Here is a 15,661-nt window from a genome sequence, read left to right on the forward strand (position 1 = left end):
CAATTTTACTTAGATCTATTTTATCGCCTCATGAAATTTGATGAGCCCATCCATGGGGTTGCGGAGTACGGATCCCAGTTGCAGCTCATACAGTTCGCAAAGGGCCTGCAGCACATCCCTGAAATGCCAGGCGATGCTGCCGGTAAAATGCAGGGGATGGGTCCAGCTTTCGCGGTACTTATAGATATGATTAAAGAAAAAGTCGTTCAGGCCGTCTTCCAGTATATTCTCCACGATATAGTGCCCTCGGTTCTCACTCAGGAAAACGCTGAAACCGGCCAGATAGCGGTTGGCCATGGGCTTGCGGTACACGTTTTCCAGTATCTCGTCTTTACTGGTATTGTATTTGGCGTCGAAACGGGCTTTCAGTTCTTCGTCAAAGGAATTGTAGCAATAATACTGTAGCAGTTTGCGGCCCATATAGGCCCCACTGCCTTCGTCTCCCAGTATAAAACCGAGACCCGGGTTATTGTGTACGATGGTGGTGCCGTCATAATAACAGCTATTGGAGCCGGTTCCCAGGATACTGGCAATACCGGGGCTGTGTTGGCAAAGTGCGTGCGCCGCCGCCATCAGATCATGCGAAACGGCGATCACTGCAGCGGGAAATACGGCCTGCAATGCCTCCTTCATAATCTGAATGCTCTTCGGTTGCGAACAGCCCGTACCATAGTAGTAGATCTCCTCTACTTCAATATCGGGCGGCAGGTTAGGGCGCAGCTCTTTTTCCAGTATTTCGCGTACCTGGGAGGCCGTTAGAAAGTAGGGACTGATACCCTGCGTTTGATAACGGAAATGATCCACCGCCGTCAACAAGCTCCAATCTGCCTTGGTAGAACCACTATCTGCTATCAGCTTAACCTTTACAGGCATGTCCGTTGATTTATGAAATTAATGAAGCGCAATATAAATATGCTATTTTTGTCACAATTTAAACAAATCGGAACTACATATACAAATAAATGCTGAATGCTCAACGCTTAACGCCGAATGCGTTGGGCGTTTAGTATTCAGCATAAGCCTAATAAAGGAAACATATGTCGAAGAACAGAAAGCTGAATGTTTTTTTACCTCTCTTATTTGCGGCTGTACTGGCATTGGGAATGTACCTCGGGCATAAGATGCCTGGTGCGCAGAACAGCGTAGCCACTGTGCTTTTTAACCGTGGCAGCCGCAGCGCCTTGCAGGAGACCATGGACCTTATCAGAGTGAAATATGTGGACACCCTGAAGGTGGGCAACCTGCAGCAGGAGGCCATAGAAGGCCTGTTAAGCCACCTGGATCCGCACTCCATTTATATTCCGCCCACCAGCCTCAGAGAAGTGAATGAAGACCTGGAAGGGAACTTTGAAGGTATTGGTGTGGAATTCAATATTATCGCAGACACTGTCAACGTGGTGTCCGTACTGGCGGGCGGTCCCTCGGAAGCGGCCGGCGTGCTTACGGGCGACAAGATCATTAAGGTGAACGACAGCCTGGTGGCCGGCGGCGATATTACACCGGACAAGATCCGGAAACTGCTGCGCGGACCCAAAAATTCAGAAGTGAAAGTGACCATGCTGCGCAAAAAACAATTAGTAGACATCCAGATCAAGCGGGGCATAATACCTTTGTACAGCGTTGACGCCAGCTACATCATTGCCCCTAAAACCGGCTACATCAAGATCAGCAAGTTCTCTGCCACCACCTACCAGGAATTTATGGAAGCGCTGCGTAAACTGCAACGCCAGGGTATAGAAAAGCTGGTGATAGACCTGCGACAGAACCCGGGCGGCTTCCTGGATGCTGCTACCCGTATTGCAGACGAATTGCTGGACGGCAATAAGCTGATCCTCTACACCCAGGGTAAAAGCTACCCTCGTACCGATTATAAGTGTGAGAAACCAGGACTGTTTGAAAAGGGCGGTCTGGCCATCCTGACGGATGAGGGCTCTGCCTCCGCCAGTGAAATACTCGCCGGCGCGGTACAGGACTGGGACCGTGGCGTGATCATTGGCCGCCGCACCTTCGGTAAAGGCCTGGTACAGGAGCAGTTTGACCTGAGCAACGGCGGCGCCCTACGTTTAACTGTAGCCCGCTACTATATTCCGTCCGGCAGAAGTATCCAGAAGGACTACAGTAACGGACGGGATGCGTATGACGAAGATATTGTGAACCGTTTTAACCATGGCGAGTTCCTGAACAGGGACAGTATCAAACCTACCGACACGGTACCTTACAGAACGGACAAGGGCAGGATCGTATACGGCGGAGGCGGTATTACGCCTGATATTTTCATTCCCTTTGATACCACCCGTTTTTCTCCCGCATTAACGGAGCTGTACACACGTAATACTTTCAGCGATTTTGCGTACAATTACTTTAACGAGCACCAGGATGAATTGAAACGGTATAAAGACGCCGGTACCTTCAATAAACAATTCCAGGTAAGCAGTGATCTGTACAACGCATTCAGGGAATTTGCACGGAAGGACAGTATCCAGCGTATTGACCGGCTGACTGCGAAAGATGAAGTGGAGATAAGGAACCGTATCAAAGCGGTATTAGCAAGGCAGTTGTGGCGTACGGAAGGATACTATGAGGTGTCCAACTCATTTGATCCGCTGGTGAAGAGAGCAGTGGAAGAGCTGAAATAAAAATGGTTAGTTATTAGTTGTTAGTAGCTATGCGATCAGATCGTCAGGTTCAATACTAACAACTAATGATTAATGACTAACAATAAAAAAGGCCGTCTGCCAACTGGCAAACGGCCTTTTCATTAACTTCTTGCAAGAAAGCTATTTAAGGATAACTTATCTTACGATTAGTGATGCGCAGCGCTATCAGCAGCAGTTGAATCAACTACAGTAGAATCAGCTACAGTTGTAGTGTCAACGGTAGGAGCTGCCAGTGTGTCTACAGCCATAGTAGCAGTAGAATCAGTAGTAGCTTCAGAAGCTCCGCTGTTGCAGGCTACGAAAAACAGGCCTGCAGCGATGGCGAACACGAATAATTTTTTCATACTCTAGATAAGTGATTAGTTTTAAGATCGTGCAAATTTATATAAATTATTTTGAATATAAAATATATCTTTTTGTAATACGTTACTATTTACCTCTTTTCATATCAATTATTACTTCTTCCTGAAAAATAATTTAACCGGAACTCCCTGGAAATCAAAATTTGCACGCAGCTGGTTCTCCAGATAATTTTTATAGGGCTGTTTCACATCATCAGGCAGGTTGCAAAAAAATGCAAAAGCCGGGGTATGGGTAGGCAGCTGGGTTACGTATTTAATGCGGATAGGAGTACCTCTTACCACCGGTGGATGGTAAGACTCTATGGCCTTCAGCATCACATCATTGAGTTTGGAAGTCGGAATCTTACGCTGGCGGTTCTCATACACCCGCAGGGCTTCCTCAATTGCTTTGAAAATGCGTTGTTTTTCCGGAATGGATGTAAAGATGATGGGCACGTCTGTAAAAGGCGCCAGTCTTTGTTTCAGTTCCTTCTCGTAATCGCGGGCGGTATTGGTTTCTTTTTCGATCAGGTCCCATTTATTTACCAGGATCACCACACCTTTTCCTTTGCGCACTGCCAGGCTGAAGATGCTCAGGTCCTGTGACGTAATACCTTTCTCAGCGTCCAGCAGCAGCAGGCAGATATCCGCTTCATCCATTGCCTTAATGGCCCGAATCACGGAGTAAAACTCCAGGTCTTCGTGCACCTTGGCTTTACGGCGTATACCAGCGGTATCTATCAGCACAAATTCTTTCTGGAATAATTTGTAGTGGGTATGAATGGTATCGCGGGTAGTACCGGCGATGTCTGATACGATGTTCCGCTCCTCTCCTACCAATGCATTCAGCAGGGAGGATTTACCTACGTTGGGCTGGCCGATGATGGCGATCTTGGGAAGATCACCGTCTTTAGGCGCTGCCTGCTGCAGGTCTTCTGTGATGAGTGCGGCCACATCGTCGAGCAATTCGCCGGTGCCGCTGCCTGTAATGGAGGAAAGGAAGAAGATCCGTTCAAAGCCCAGGCTGTAAAACTCTGTGGCCTCCAGCAGGCGTTCGCTGTTATCAACTTTATTGACCACCAGGAACACCGGTTTTGCCGAACGTCGCAGCAGGTCTGCCACATCAGCGTCGAGGTCTGTTATACCGGTGGTAACATCGCACATGAACAGCAGCACATTGGCTTCTTCCATGGCGATCTTCACCTGTTTACGGATCTCGCGCTCAAACACGTCTTCACTGTTGGCTACGAAACCGCCGGTGTCTATTACGTTAAAGGTCTTTCCATTCCATTCTGCAATACCATACTGCCGGTCGCGGGTAACCCCGCTCACATCATCCACGATGGCTTTGCGTTGTTCCAGCAAACGGTTGAACAATGTGGATTTGCCCACATTGGGACGGCCGACGATGGCAACTGTAAATCCTGACATACCTTGTTAAAATTAAAATGCTTAATACCCGTATTCTCTCAAATACGTATCGTTATCACGCCACTTGTTCCTTACCTTGACAAACAGCTCCAAAAATACTTTCTGCCCCAGGAACTTTTCAATATCCTGCCGGGCCAGCGTACCCAGCTGGCGGATAGACTTTCCTTTTTCTCCCAGGATAATGGCCTTTTGTGTTTCGCGCGTCACAACAATTTCTGCAGAGATCTTCACCAGGGTTTGTTTTTCCTGGAACTGGGAAACAACTACGGTTGTATGGTAAGGAATTTCTTCTTCAAACAGCTGAAAGATCTTTTCACGGATCATCTCGGCTACAAAAAAGCGGGTAGACTTATCCGTTAAGGTATCCTCGGGGTAGAAAGGCTCGCTTTCCGGCAGCAGGTCTGTTATACGCTGCAGCAGTTCTTTGATCCCCACTTTCTGCATGGCAGAAATGGTTACCACGGGCGCCTTCCCCCAGGCCTCGCAGCGGGTTTTCAACGCTGCCAGCTCTTCTTTTCTGAGGAGGTCCGATTTGTTCAGCACCAGGATGGTATGCACTTTCAGCTTCAGGGAGTCGAACAACTGGAGATTTTCTTCCACATTGTCTTTAACGTCCATGATCAGCAGGGCTACGTCTGCATCTTCCAGGGCTGATTTTACCGCGCCCATCATTTTTTCGTGCAGGCGGTATTTAGGGTCGATGATACCTGGTGTGTCTGAAAAGACGATCTGGTAGCCGGGATCCGTAACGATGCCGGTAATGCGGTGTCGGGTGGTTTGTACCTTCGGGGAGATAATAGCCAGCTTTTCGCCCACCAGGGCGTTCAACAGGGTGCTTTTACCTGCGTTAGGCTTGCCGAAGATGTTTACAAATCCCGCTTTATGCATAATGATCACTCAAACTTACGTAAATAAAAAAAGCCGAATTACTTCGGCTCTTTTTTGTTCTCTGTAGCGAGGAGAGGATTCGAACCTCTGACCTTCGGGTTATGAGCCCGACGAGCTACCTCTGCTCTACCTCGCAATGTGGGTGCAAAGGTATGTTGTGACTTTTACACTACCAAATATTTTTTGAAATGATTTTCAATTTGTTTTCAAATAATGCAAAAATGAAACCAGAAATGGCAGCTTCATCAGCAGAAAAAAGGCCGGATGTACAGTACATCCGGCCTTTTTTCTGTTGCAGGCAAAGCCATCTAAAACGGCAATTCTTCTGAGGGCTGATCCAGCGCCTCATCATCACCTGCCGCAGCAGCCTGTCGCTGGCGCTCGTCATCACGACGGCCCGGGCTCAGCAGCTGGATGTTCGTCACCCGCAGCCGCAGCTCGCCAACAGTCTCGCCCGCCCGGTTGGTAAATACGTCCACTGTGGGAAAGCCTTCTGCATACACCTGTGTGCCCTGCGCAAGGTAGGGCGCCAGGTTTTCTCTTTCCCACAGCGCACAATCTACCCAGGTGGTCTTTTCCTGTTGTACGCCTTGCTGGTTCCTGAAACGTTCTGTGTGGGCAACACGGAAGTGGAGCACTGTTTTGTCATTCACTTCCCTTTGGATGGCATCTTTGCCCAAATAGCCGATGAGCTGAAGTTTGATCATCAGGTACAATTTAAATGGTTGGTTAACGAATAAAATATTATGAAACAGAGAGAAGTGCAATCGGAAGGTAGCACAAAATTATATTTCCCAAAAAAATATTTTCTTTTTTTAATCAGTACGGGCCTAACTTTGCGGTATCATTTTATCACCTCGGGGTGCCTTACTGTCAGGCTGAGATCACACCCGTTGAACCTGTGACCAGGTAATGCTGGTTAGGAAAAAACTAAACAGATGAAACATTTAATGCTTTTGTTGCTGCTTTGCTGCAGTAACGCGCTGTTTGCTCAGCAATCCATTACCGGTGTGGTGACGGACAAAACCAATGGCCAGCCACTGGCGGGCGTTTCCGTTGTTATCAGGGGCAATACCACCAATGCAACACAAACAGACGCCAAAGGCCACTACCAGCTTGCCCTGCCTTCCAGAGGCGACTATCACTTACAGGCCAGCTACCTGGGCTTTCGCACTTTTACCACTTCTATTGCCACCGGCGCCGCACCGGCTGAGCTTAACATCCAGCTGGAAGAAACCGGGCTGTTTGTACAGCCGGTAGAGATCACCAGCCTGCGCGCTGGTAAGAATGCACCCTTTACCAGTGCTACACTGAACGCAGAGGACATTAAAAAGCAGAACCTGGGACAAGACCTTCCCCTCCTGCTGAACCAGCTTCCGGGCGTAGTCACCAATTCTGATGCAGGCAACGGCATCGGGTACACGGGACTTCGCGTGCGCGGCTCAGATATTACCCGCATCAACGTAACCGTGAACGGCATCCCGGTCAACGACGCCGAATCTCAGGGTACCTTCTTTGTAAATATGCCAGACTTCGCCTCCTCTGTGAACAGCATCCAGCTGCAACGCGGCGTTGGCACCTCTACCAATGGCGCAGGCGCTTTTGGCGCTACACTGAACCTCAGCACAAATGAATTCCGCGACAAGGCCTATGGTGAGGTCAATAACAGCTACGGCTCTTTCAACAGCTGGAAACACACCGTAAAAGCAGGTACCGGTTTGATCAAAGATCACTTTACACTGGATGCCCGCCTCTCTAAAATATCGTCAGACGGCTACATAGATCGCGCCAGCTCAGACCTGAAATCGTTCTATACATCGGCCGCCTATATCTCGAAGAAAACCGCCATCCGCCTGAACGTGTTCTCCGGTAAGGAAAAGACCTACCAGGCCTGGAACGGCGTACCGGAAGCCCTGCTGAAAACAGACAGGACCTTCAACTCCGCCGGTACAGAAAAGCCCGGCACGCCCTATGACAATGAAACCGATAATTATCAGCAGGACCATTACCAGCTGTTCCTTAACCAGGAGATCAATTCCGGCCTTAACTTCAACGTAGCCGTTCATTATACCCGTGGACGCGGCTACTACGAACAGTATAAAGCGGAACAGCCATTTACAAAATATGGCCTAACTTCACCCATCATCAACGGAAGGCCGGTGGATACCACCGATCTTGTCCGCCAGCTGTGGCTGGACAACCATTTCTATGGCGCCATCTTCTCTGTCAACAGCACGCACAAAAAGCTCAACTGGAGCCTGGGCGGCGGCTGGAACCGTTATGACGGCGATCACTACGGCAAGATCATCTGGGCACAATACGATATTGAGAAAGACCGCAAATATTATGACCTGGACGCTTTCAAAACCGATCTCAATGTATACTGGAAAGGAGAGCTGACGCTGACAAACGCCCTGCACCTGTTTGCAGATCTGCAATACCGTAATGTTCGCTACAACATTGACGGTTTCAGAGACAATCCCACACTGATCCAGCACAATACCTACAATTTCTTTAACCCGAAAGCAGGCATCTACTACTACCTGGATGAACGCAGCCAGGTGTACGCTTCCTTTGCTATCGGCAACAAAGAGCCTAACCGTGACGATTTTGAAGCAGGACTTGAACAAACACCCAAACATGAAACGCTGCGGAATATTGAAGCAGGATACGTGCTCCGCAACAACCGCATCAGCCTGCAGGCAAACGTGTATTACATGGATTATAAAAACCAGCTGGTACAAACCGGTAAGCTGAATGATGTAGGCGCCTACACACGTACCAATATCCCGAAAAGTTACCGCGCGGGCGTAGAGCTGCAGGGCAGCGCACGTTTGAACAATGTACTCTCCCTGGCCGTGAACGCGGCCTTCAGCCAGAACAAGGTGAAAGACTACACGGCCTTTATAGACAACTATGATGCAGGTAAACAGGATACCGTTTCCTATGGCAACAGGGATATCGCCTTTTCACCCAACATGGTAGCAGGCTACACCCTTACCATACAACCGGTTAAGAATCTGCAGGTAGACGTGCTGGGTAAATATGTAAGCCGTCAGTACCTGGATAACACCGGCAGCAAAGAACGCAGCCTGCGCGCCTATTACACCAGCGATGTTCGCCTGTCTTATACTGTACCGCAAAACCTGTTCAGGAAACTGGGCCTGCTGGTGATGGTAAATAATGTTTTTAACAAAAAATACGAACCTAACGGCGCCACCTATACGTGGATAGAAGGTGGGAATGTGGTTTCTGATAATTACTATTATCCTATGGCGGGCACTACCTATATGGTGGGACTGACGGTGGGATTTTAATGTAGTAGTTAATAATGAACAATTAATAATTATGGTGCTGATACCAGGTTTTGAGACAGGTACCATAATTATTAATTGTTCACTATTAATTATTAATTTTTATTACTGAAGAAGCTTACCAATAGCGTCTTCTACTTTCTTAAAAGAGAATCCTTTCAATACGTTTTCCATCAGCTGGTTTACCTGTTCAGTGCACAGGTTACCGATACTACCAGCGTGGGTATGTTGTACGGTTTTATCGGGGACAAAGGCGCCTTTCTCTATGTCCATACCTACCTGGCGGTACGCCTCACGGAACGGTACGCCTTCCAGCACCAGTTTGTTCACTACTTCCACGCTGAACAGGTAGCGGTACTTCTCATCATCCAGGATGTTCTCTTTCACTTTCATGTTCTCCAGCATCAGGCTGGCCATCTGGATACAGTTACGCAGCACCTGGAATGCGGGGAAGAGATTTTCTTTCAACAGCTGCAGATCCCGGTGGTAGCCGGAGGGCAGGTTGGTGGTCATCATCGCGATCTCATTGGGCAGGGCCTGCAGCTTATTGCCATAAGAGCGGATCAGCTCCCATACATCGGGATTCTTTTTGTGCGGCATGATGCTGGATCCTGTGGTCAGCTCATCGGGGAAGCTGATAAAGCCAAAGTTCTGGTTCATATACAGGCAGGCGTCCATCGCCAGTTTGGCAAGCGTAGCCCCCAACCCAGCCAGGGCAAAAGCCACTATCTTCTCTGTTTTACCACGGCCCATCTGCGCATATACCACGTTATAGTTGAGGGCTTCAAAGCCCAGCAGCCTGGTGGTCAGCTCACGATCCAAAGGAAAAGAAGAGCCATACCCTGCTGCAGAGCCCAATGGGTTCTTATTCACTACGGCATATGCGCCCTGCAATATGGTGAGATCATCTACCAGGCTTTCTGCATAGGCGCCCAGCCAGAGCCCGAAAGAGGATGGCATGGCGATCTGCAGGTGCGTATATCCGGGTAACAGGTGATCTTTGTATTGCACGCTTTTCTGCTGCAGCAGGTCAAACAATCCCTTTACATCATGCACCAGTGTTTGCAGTTCATGACGCAAAAAGAGTTTCAGATCTACCAGCACCTGGTCGTTACGGGAACGGCCACTGTGGATCTTCTTCCCAACTTCTCCCAGGCGGCGGGTGAGCAGCAGCTCCACCTGTGAGTGAATATCCTCCACACCGTCTTCGAGGGCAAAATTGCCCGCCTGGATCTCTTTATAGATACGCTTCAGTTCCTGCTGCAGTACTGCCAGCTCTTCTGCTGTTAACAGCCCGATGGTTTCCAGCATGGTAATATGCGCCAGTGAGCCCAGCACATCAAAAGGCGCAAGGTAAGCATCCATTTCACGGTCTCTGCCTACAGTGAATTTCTCAACTGCATCCAGGGCTGATCTGTCTTTTTGCCACAGTTTCATAGCAATTATTTATTGGAACATCTAAAAATCATATTTAGCAAAGATCCTTTCCCTGATCTCCGGCCATTCTTCTTTCAGTATACTAAAGTAAACACTGTTACGCAAACGGCCTCCGGTCACGATCATGTGATGGCGGAAAATACCTTCCTGCTTAGCGCCAATGCTCAGGATCGCATTCCTGGACTGCCTATTCAGCTCGTCTGTTTTCAGCTCTACCCTGTTCAGGCTTTCTGTTTCAAAAGCATGCTGCAGCATGGCGTACTTCATGGCTTTGTTAAGGCCCGTGCCCTGCAACGCCGTATCTATCCAGGTGTATCCTATCTCTGCACGTTTGTGTGCCCGCACTACGGCCGTAAAGCGCGTACTGCCGGCTACCCTCTTCTCCTGCTTGTCGATGATCACAAAGGGAATGCCTTCCCCGCGCTCTCGTTCTTCTATGGCCTGCTGTATATATTTTTCCAGTGCCGTACGTTCCATAAGGTCTACCGTACCCACGGTCCATAATGCCGGCTGGATGGCTACCGGTAGTAACGCTTCCACATCGTCCGGCTGCAGCGGCCGTAACAATACGCGTTTGTTTTCAAGAACGGGGTAAAGATCCATCTTATAGTATTTCCTGTAGTAAGTTAATATACGTGTCAATCCCCCGCCTGATCTCATCCAGGTAAATGTATTCATCTGCCGTATGGGAACGTGCTGAATCGCCCGGACCGATCTTGATGGAAGTGGCAGGTATCAGCGCCTGGTCTGATGTGGTAGGCGATCCATACCAGGTTTTACCCATCCGGATACCTGCCTGCACGATAGGATGATCCAGCGGGATACCGGAGGGGCGCATACGCATGGAACGCGGTTTTACATCGCAGGAAACATGCTGTTGAATGATGCTCAGCACTTCTTCCAGTGTATACTTATCCGTTACACGTACATCCACTACAAAAGAACAGTCTGCCGGTACTACATTGTGCGCCTTGTTGGAGGTATTGATCACCGTTACGCTCATCTTAACAGGCCCCAGTGTTTCGGATACCTCCGGGAACTGGTAGCTGCGGAACCACTCAATATCCTGCAGCGCTTTGTAGATGGCGTTCTCTCCCTCATTGCGGGCAGCATGGCCCGCTTTGCCATGGCTTACGCAATCCAGTACCATCAATCCTTTCTCTGCAATGGCCAGCTGCGTTTGTGTAGGCTCTCCCACAATGGCTAATTCAACAGGCGGCAGCTTGTCCAGGATGCTCTCAATACCATTCACACCGCTGATCTCTTCTTCTGCCGTAGCCGCGATAACGAGGTTGAATGGCATACCGGGACGGTCATAAAAATGCAGGAAGGCAGCGATCAGGCTTACCAGGCAGCCACCTGCGTCATTGCTGCCAAGGCCGTATAATTTATCATCTGCAATATCCGGACTAAACGGATCGCGGGTATATTGCGGATTGGGTTTTACTGTATCATGATGGGAGTTCAGGAGGATGGTGGGTTTGGCCGGGTCAAAATGTTTGTTCTGTGCCCAGACATTATTGAGGTGTTGTTGGTAAGGCACTCCCTTTTCAGCCAGCAGGCTGCCTATCAGCCGGGCAGTGCCTTGTTCTTCCCTGCTGAGGGAAGGCGTTGCGATCAGCTGCTGTAATAGTGTAAGGGCATCCTGGTATAACTGTTGGTTCCACATAGTTAGCATATTAGTGTACCGGCAACATTACCGGTAGTATTGCTCGTCACATCTGCTGCATGGCCTATCAACACTTCCTTCACGCCGCTTTCAATGGCTGCAAATGCATTCTCGAGCTTGGGCAGGATACCTTCTGTGAGTACCTGCTGTTGCAGCAGCTCCGCATGGATCTCCCGGTTGATCAGGTTGATCACTGCATCATCATCCTTCGGATCGCGGAGCACGCCTTTCTTTTCGAAGCAGTAGATCAGCCTTACGGCATAGTGGGCAGACAGTGCAATGGCCAGTGAAGAGGCAATGGTATCTGCATTGGTATTCAGCATGCTGCCCTGCGTATCGTGCGTAAGCGGTGCGAACACCGGTGTAAGGCCAGCGTCCAGCATAGCTTTAAGCGGCCCCACATTCAATTTCGCGGTGTCAATATCTCCTGCAAAGCCATAATCTATTTCCTTTACAGGGCGTTTTACAGCGGGTATCACGTTGGCATCAGCGCCGGTCATACCGATGGCGTTACAGCCCAGGGCCTGCAGTCTGGCCACCAGCTGTTTGTTCACCAATCCGCCGTATACCATGGTCACAACGTCTATCGTGGCAGCATCTGTAATGCGGCGGCCGTTCACATACTTCGACTCGATGCCCAGCTGGTCTCCTATACGGGTGGCGATCTTGCCGCCGCCGTGTATCAGGATCTTCGGACCGGAGATCTGTGCAAAGTCTGACAGGAATGATTGCAGCAGCGCAGGATTATCCAGCACATTGCCGCCTACTTTTATAACGAACAGCATATTGATCAGCTATTTTTTAAGATCTCACTCAACACCGCCTGTGCAGCCCATACACGGTTACCCGCCTGTGGTATCACAATAGACTGCGGCCCGTCCAGCACTTCATCTGCTATCACCACATTCCTTCTTACGGGCAGGCAATGCATTACCTTTGCGTTGGGCGCCTTTGCCAGTTTCTCATTGCTGATCATCCAGCTGCTGTCTGTACAGGTGATCTTACCGTAGTCGTTGTAAGAAGACCAGTTCTTTACATACACAAAGTCCGCATCTTCCAGCGCTTTATCCTGGTCATATTCAATGGGTGCATTGCCGCTGAATGCGTGATCCAGCTCGTAACCTTTGGGATGTGTGATCACAAAGTCTGCTTCGCCCCAGGCATTGATCCACTGCGCAAAGGAGTTGGGCACGGCCTGTGGCAGCGCTTTTACGTGCGGCGCCCACGTCATTACCACCTTCGGTTTGCGTTTCTCCTGCCAGTGCTCACGGATGGTGATCACATCGGTGAGGCTTTGCAGCGGGTGCAGCGTAGCGCTCTCCAGGCTCACAATGGGAACACCGGCGTATTTAATGAACTGTTTGATATATTTTTCCGTATAGTCTTCCTCTTTATGCTTCAGGCCTGGAAAGGTGCGTATGGCCATGATGTCAAAATACTGACCCATTACGGCGGCGGCTTCCTTTACGTGCTCGGTGGTGTTACCACTCATTACCGTGCCATCGGTCATTTCGAGCGCCCAGCCTTCCTTGTCGATGTTAAATACCACTACTTCCATACCCAGGTTCTTTGCGGCTACCTGTGTACTTAACCGTGTTCGCAGGCTGGGATTCAGGAAGATCATTCCCAATGTTTTACCGGCCCCTAATACCCTGTCTTTGAACGGGTCTTTTTTGTAGCCCAGTGCGGTCTCCACCAAACGCGGGACACCTGGAACATCGTCTACGGAAATAAACTGCTTCATCCGTTTATTGATTGTGATTGTTAGACATTGGTTGTTTGTTATTACTTTGTCAGCTCTTCCCTGAAGGCAGCCAGGAACTGATCTGCCTGCAACTGTGTGAGGGCCAGCGAAGGCAGCAAACGGATCACGTTCGGTTTGGCTTCGCCGGTGAAGATCTTATGTTTGAATAACAATTCCTTCCTGATGTGGTTCAGTGCTTCGGGCAGTTCGATGCCGATCATCAAACCGCGTCCTCTTACCTCTTTGATGTGGGGCAGTGTGGCCAGTTGCGTCATCAGGTAATTGCCTACCTGCTGTGCATTCTGAATCAGCTGTTCCTGCTCAATCACTTCAAGCACTGCCAGCGCCGCTGCACAGGCCAGGTGATTGCCGCCAAAGGTAGTTCCCAGCAGGCCATAAGAAGCCTGTATATGCGGGGCAATGATAATGCCGCCTATGGGAAAACCGTTGCCCATGCCCTTTGCCATGGTGTAGATGTCTGCATTTACACCTGCATGATCGTGGGAAAAAAATTTGCCGCTGCGCCCGTAGCCGCACTGTACTGAATCGGCTATAAATACGGCATTATGCGTATCGCAAAGGCTCCTGATCCTGCGCAGGAAGGATTCGCTGGCTACGTTGATACCGCCTACGCCCTGGATGCCTTCTATGATCACAGATGAAACGGCGTGCTGCCGGAAAGCTGCTTCCAGTGCCTGCTGATCTTCCCAGGGGAGGAACACTACGTTGTCTGTTTCATTCACCGGCGCTACGATCTTCGGGTTATCTGTAGCAGCTACTGCCAGGGAGGTGCGGCCGTGGAAGGATTTCCTGAAAGCGATCACTTTCTTTTTGCCGTTGTGAAATGAAGCCAGCTTTAATGCATTCTCATTGGCTTCTGCGCCGGAGTTGCAGAGGAAGAGCTGATAGTCTCCCTTGCCTGATACTTTACCCAGCTTTTCCGCCAGCTGCTGCTGTAACGGGATCTTGATAGAATTGGAATAAAAACCGACTTTATGTAGTTGTTCTGTTAAACGTTGTACGTAATGGGGGTGTGTATGCCCGATGGAAATGACGGCATGACCGCCGTAGAGATCCAGGTATTGCGTGCCTTTATCGTCCCATACATTGGAACCTGCAGCTTTTTCTATCGTAATATCGTTGATGGGATATACGTCAAATAGTTTCATGATAATGAAAGAGATTTAAGTACTAAAACACTATGGATTTCAGCTTCAGCCCGGCGGTTTCATCCAGTCCGAACATGATGTTCAAATTCTGTACTGCCTGTCCGGATGCACCTTTCAGCAGGTTGTCCTCGATGGAGTGTATCACCAGTTTGTTGCCAACCTTTTCCAGCTGCACGAAGCATTTGTTGGTGTTCACCACCTGTTTCAGGTCTATCTGTTCCTGGCTTACCTGCGTAAACGGATGGGCAGCATAGTATGTTTTATACAGCTGTACGGCCTGTTCCAGGGTAAGGTCGCTATCGAGGTAGGAAGTAACCCAGATGCCCCTTGGATAATCGCCCCGGACCGGAACGAAATTCACGTTCCCCGTAAAGGAAGGCTGCAACAGCTGTAAGTTTCGTCGTATCTCTTTCAGATGCTGATGGGTAAGCACTTTGTAAGTGGAGATATTGTTGGCACGCCAGGTAAAGTGCGTGGTAGATTGCAGGCTTTGCCCCGCGCCGGTAGAACCGGTAATGCCGGTGGTATGTACTTCCTGCAGCAGTCCCGCTTGCGCCAGGGGCAGCAGACCCAGTTGTATACCGGTGGCAAAACAGCCGGGGTTGGCGATATGCTGCGCCGTTCTGATCTTATCCCGCTGCATTTCAGGCAGGCCGTACACAAACTCGCGGCCGGGCAGGCTTTCGCCGAGACGGAAGTCCTGGCTGAGATCAATGATCTTTACAGCGGGTGCAATGGTATTGGCTTCGAGGAACTTCTTTGCTTCGCCATGACCGAGGCAGAGGATCAGCACATCGATGTCGTTGCTCAGTTCACCGGTGAAGGTCAGTTCCGTTTCGCCCAGAAGATCGGCATGTACGGCATACAAAGGATTCCCGGCATTACTGCGGCTGTGCACGAATGCAATCTCTACGTTCGGATGATTGAGTAATATCCTGATCAGCTCTCCGCCGGTATAACCGGCGCCGCCTATAATGCCTGCTTTAATACTTTGTGCCATAGCTTATGTTT

The 15,661-nt window shown here is 49.7% G+C and carries 14 protein-coding genes, 1 tRNA gene and 1 riboswitch; of the genes, 2 read left to right on the forward strand and 13 right to left on the reverse strand.

Annotated elements, in window-relative coordinates; genetic code table 11:
* Nucleotides 1-15 precede the first annotated feature (15 nt).
* Nucleotides 16-873: an N-acetylglucosamine kinase gene (locus Q0577_RS03160; protein WP_298732719.1), complete on the reverse strand. Its 858-nt coding sequence runs from the start codon at nt 871-873 to the stop codon at nt 16-18.
* Nucleotides 874-1,037: 164 nt separating this feature from the next.
* On the opposite strand from Q0577_RS03160, the gene Q0577_RS03165 reads away from it, so the two are divergent.
* Nucleotides 1,038-2,636, forward strand: coding sequence for a S41 family peptidase (locus Q0577_RS03165; protein ID WP_298732721.1), 1,599 nt, complete (start codon nt 1,038-1,040; stop codon nt 2,634-2,636).
* A gap of 167 nt (nt 2,637-2,803) precedes the next feature.
* On the opposite strand, the gene Q0577_RS03170 is transcribed toward Q0577_RS03165, so the two are convergent.
* The 5 genes from Q0577_RS03170 to Q0577_RS03190 all read right to left on the reverse strand — a co-directional run bounded on the left by Q0577_RS03170 (nt 2,804) and on the right by Q0577_RS03190 (nt 6,024).
* On the reverse strand, nt 2,804-3,001 hold the full coding sequence (locus tag Q0577_RS03170) for a hypothetical protein (protein WP_298732723.1): 198 nt from the start codon (nt 2,999-3,001) through the stop codon (nt 2,804-2,806).
* 111 nt (nt 3,002-3,112) lie between these two features.
* On the reverse strand, nt 3,113-4,429 hold the full coding sequence (gene der, locus Q0577_RS03175) for a ribosome biogenesis GTPase Der (RefSeq protein WP_298732725.1): 1,317 nt from the start codon (nt 4,427-4,429) through the stop codon (nt 3,113-3,115).
* A gap of 21 nt (nt 4,430-4,450) precedes the next feature.
* A complete protein-coding gene (era, locus tag Q0577_RS03180; protein ID WP_298732727.1) occupies nt 4,451-5,317 on the reverse strand; it encodes a GTPase Era in 867 nt (288 codons plus the stop codon).
* A 64-nt stretch (nt 5,318-5,381) separates the two neighbouring features.
* Nucleotides 5,382-5,453, reverse strand: a tRNA-Met gene (locus tag Q0577_RS03185).
* A 172-nt stretch (nt 5,454-5,625) separates the two neighbouring features.
* The gene (locus Q0577_RS03190; RefSeq protein WP_298732729.1) at nt 5,626-6,024 is read right to left on the reverse strand and encodes a single-stranded DNA-binding protein; all 399 of its coding nucleotides are present in this window, start codon (nt 6,022-6,024) and stop codon (nt 5,626-5,628) included.
* Nucleotides 6,025-6,165: 141 nt separating this feature from the next.
* Nucleotides 6,166-6,260, forward strand: a riboswitch (TPP riboswitch).
* Here Q0577_RS03190 and Q0577_RS03195 point away from each other — a divergent pair.
* Nucleotides 6,256-8,634: a TonB-dependent receptor gene (locus Q0577_RS03195; RefSeq protein WP_298732731.1), complete on the forward strand. Its 2,379-nt coding sequence runs from the start codon at nt 6,256-6,258 to the stop codon at nt 8,632-8,634. It overlaps the preceding riboswitch by 5 nt.
* A gap of 102 nt (nt 8,635-8,736) precedes the next feature.
* Here the strand turns inward: Q0577_RS03195 and argH are convergent, their stop codons facing one another.
* From argH to argC, 7 genes are read right to left on the reverse strand one after another with little or no spacing between them, the layout of a single operon-like run.
* Complete coding sequence (gene argH, locus Q0577_RS03200) at nt 8,737-10,068, reverse strand: argininosuccinate lyase (RefSeq protein WP_298732733.1); 1,332 nt, start codon at nt 10,066-10,068, stop codon at nt 8,737-8,739.
* A gap of 21 nt (nt 10,069-10,089) precedes the next feature.
* Nucleotides 10,090-10,671 (reverse strand): GNAT family protein, encoded by a 582-nt coding sequence (locus Q0577_RS03205; protein ID WP_298732735.1) that lies wholly within the window; start codon nt 10,669-10,671, stop codon nt 10,090-10,092.
* Nucleotide 10,672: 1 nt separating this feature from the next.
* Nucleotides 10,673-11,737, reverse strand: coding sequence for a M20 family metallo-hydrolase (locus Q0577_RS03210; RefSeq protein ID WP_298732737.1), 1,065 nt, complete (start codon nt 11,735-11,737; stop codon nt 10,673-10,675).
* 2 nt (nt 11,738-11,739) lie between these two features.
* Complete coding sequence (argB, locus tag Q0577_RS03215) at nt 11,740-12,522, reverse strand: acetylglutamate kinase (RefSeq protein WP_298732739.1); 783 nt, start codon at nt 12,520-12,522, stop codon at nt 11,740-11,742.
* A 5-nt stretch (nt 12,523-12,527) separates the two neighbouring features.
* Complete coding sequence (locus tag Q0577_RS03220; RefSeq protein WP_298732741.1) at nt 12,528-13,481, reverse strand: acetylornithine carbamoyltransferase; 954 nt, start codon at nt 13,479-13,481, stop codon at nt 12,528-12,530.
* A gap of 41 nt (nt 13,482-13,522) precedes the next feature.
* Nucleotides 13,523-14,650, reverse strand: a complete 1,128-nt coding sequence (locus tag Q0577_RS03225; RefSeq protein WP_298732743.1) for an aminotransferase class III-fold pyridoxal phosphate-dependent enzyme — start codon at nt 14,648-14,650, stop codon at nt 13,523-13,525.
* Between the two features lie 22 nt (nt 14,651-14,672).
* Nucleotides 14,673-15,650 carry an N-acetyl-gamma-glutamyl-phosphate reductase gene (gene argC / locus Q0577_RS03230; RefSeq protein ID WP_298732745.1) on the reverse strand — a complete coding sequence of 326 codons (978 nt, stop codon included), beginning with the start codon at nt 15,648-15,650 and terminating at the stop codon, nt 14,673-14,675.
* Nucleotides 15,651-15,661 lie beyond the last annotated feature (11 nt).

Source organism: uncultured Chitinophaga sp. (assembly GCF_937898475.1).
Lineage (GTDB): Bacteria > Bacteroidota > Bacteroidia > Chitinophagales > Chitinophagaceae > Chitinophaga.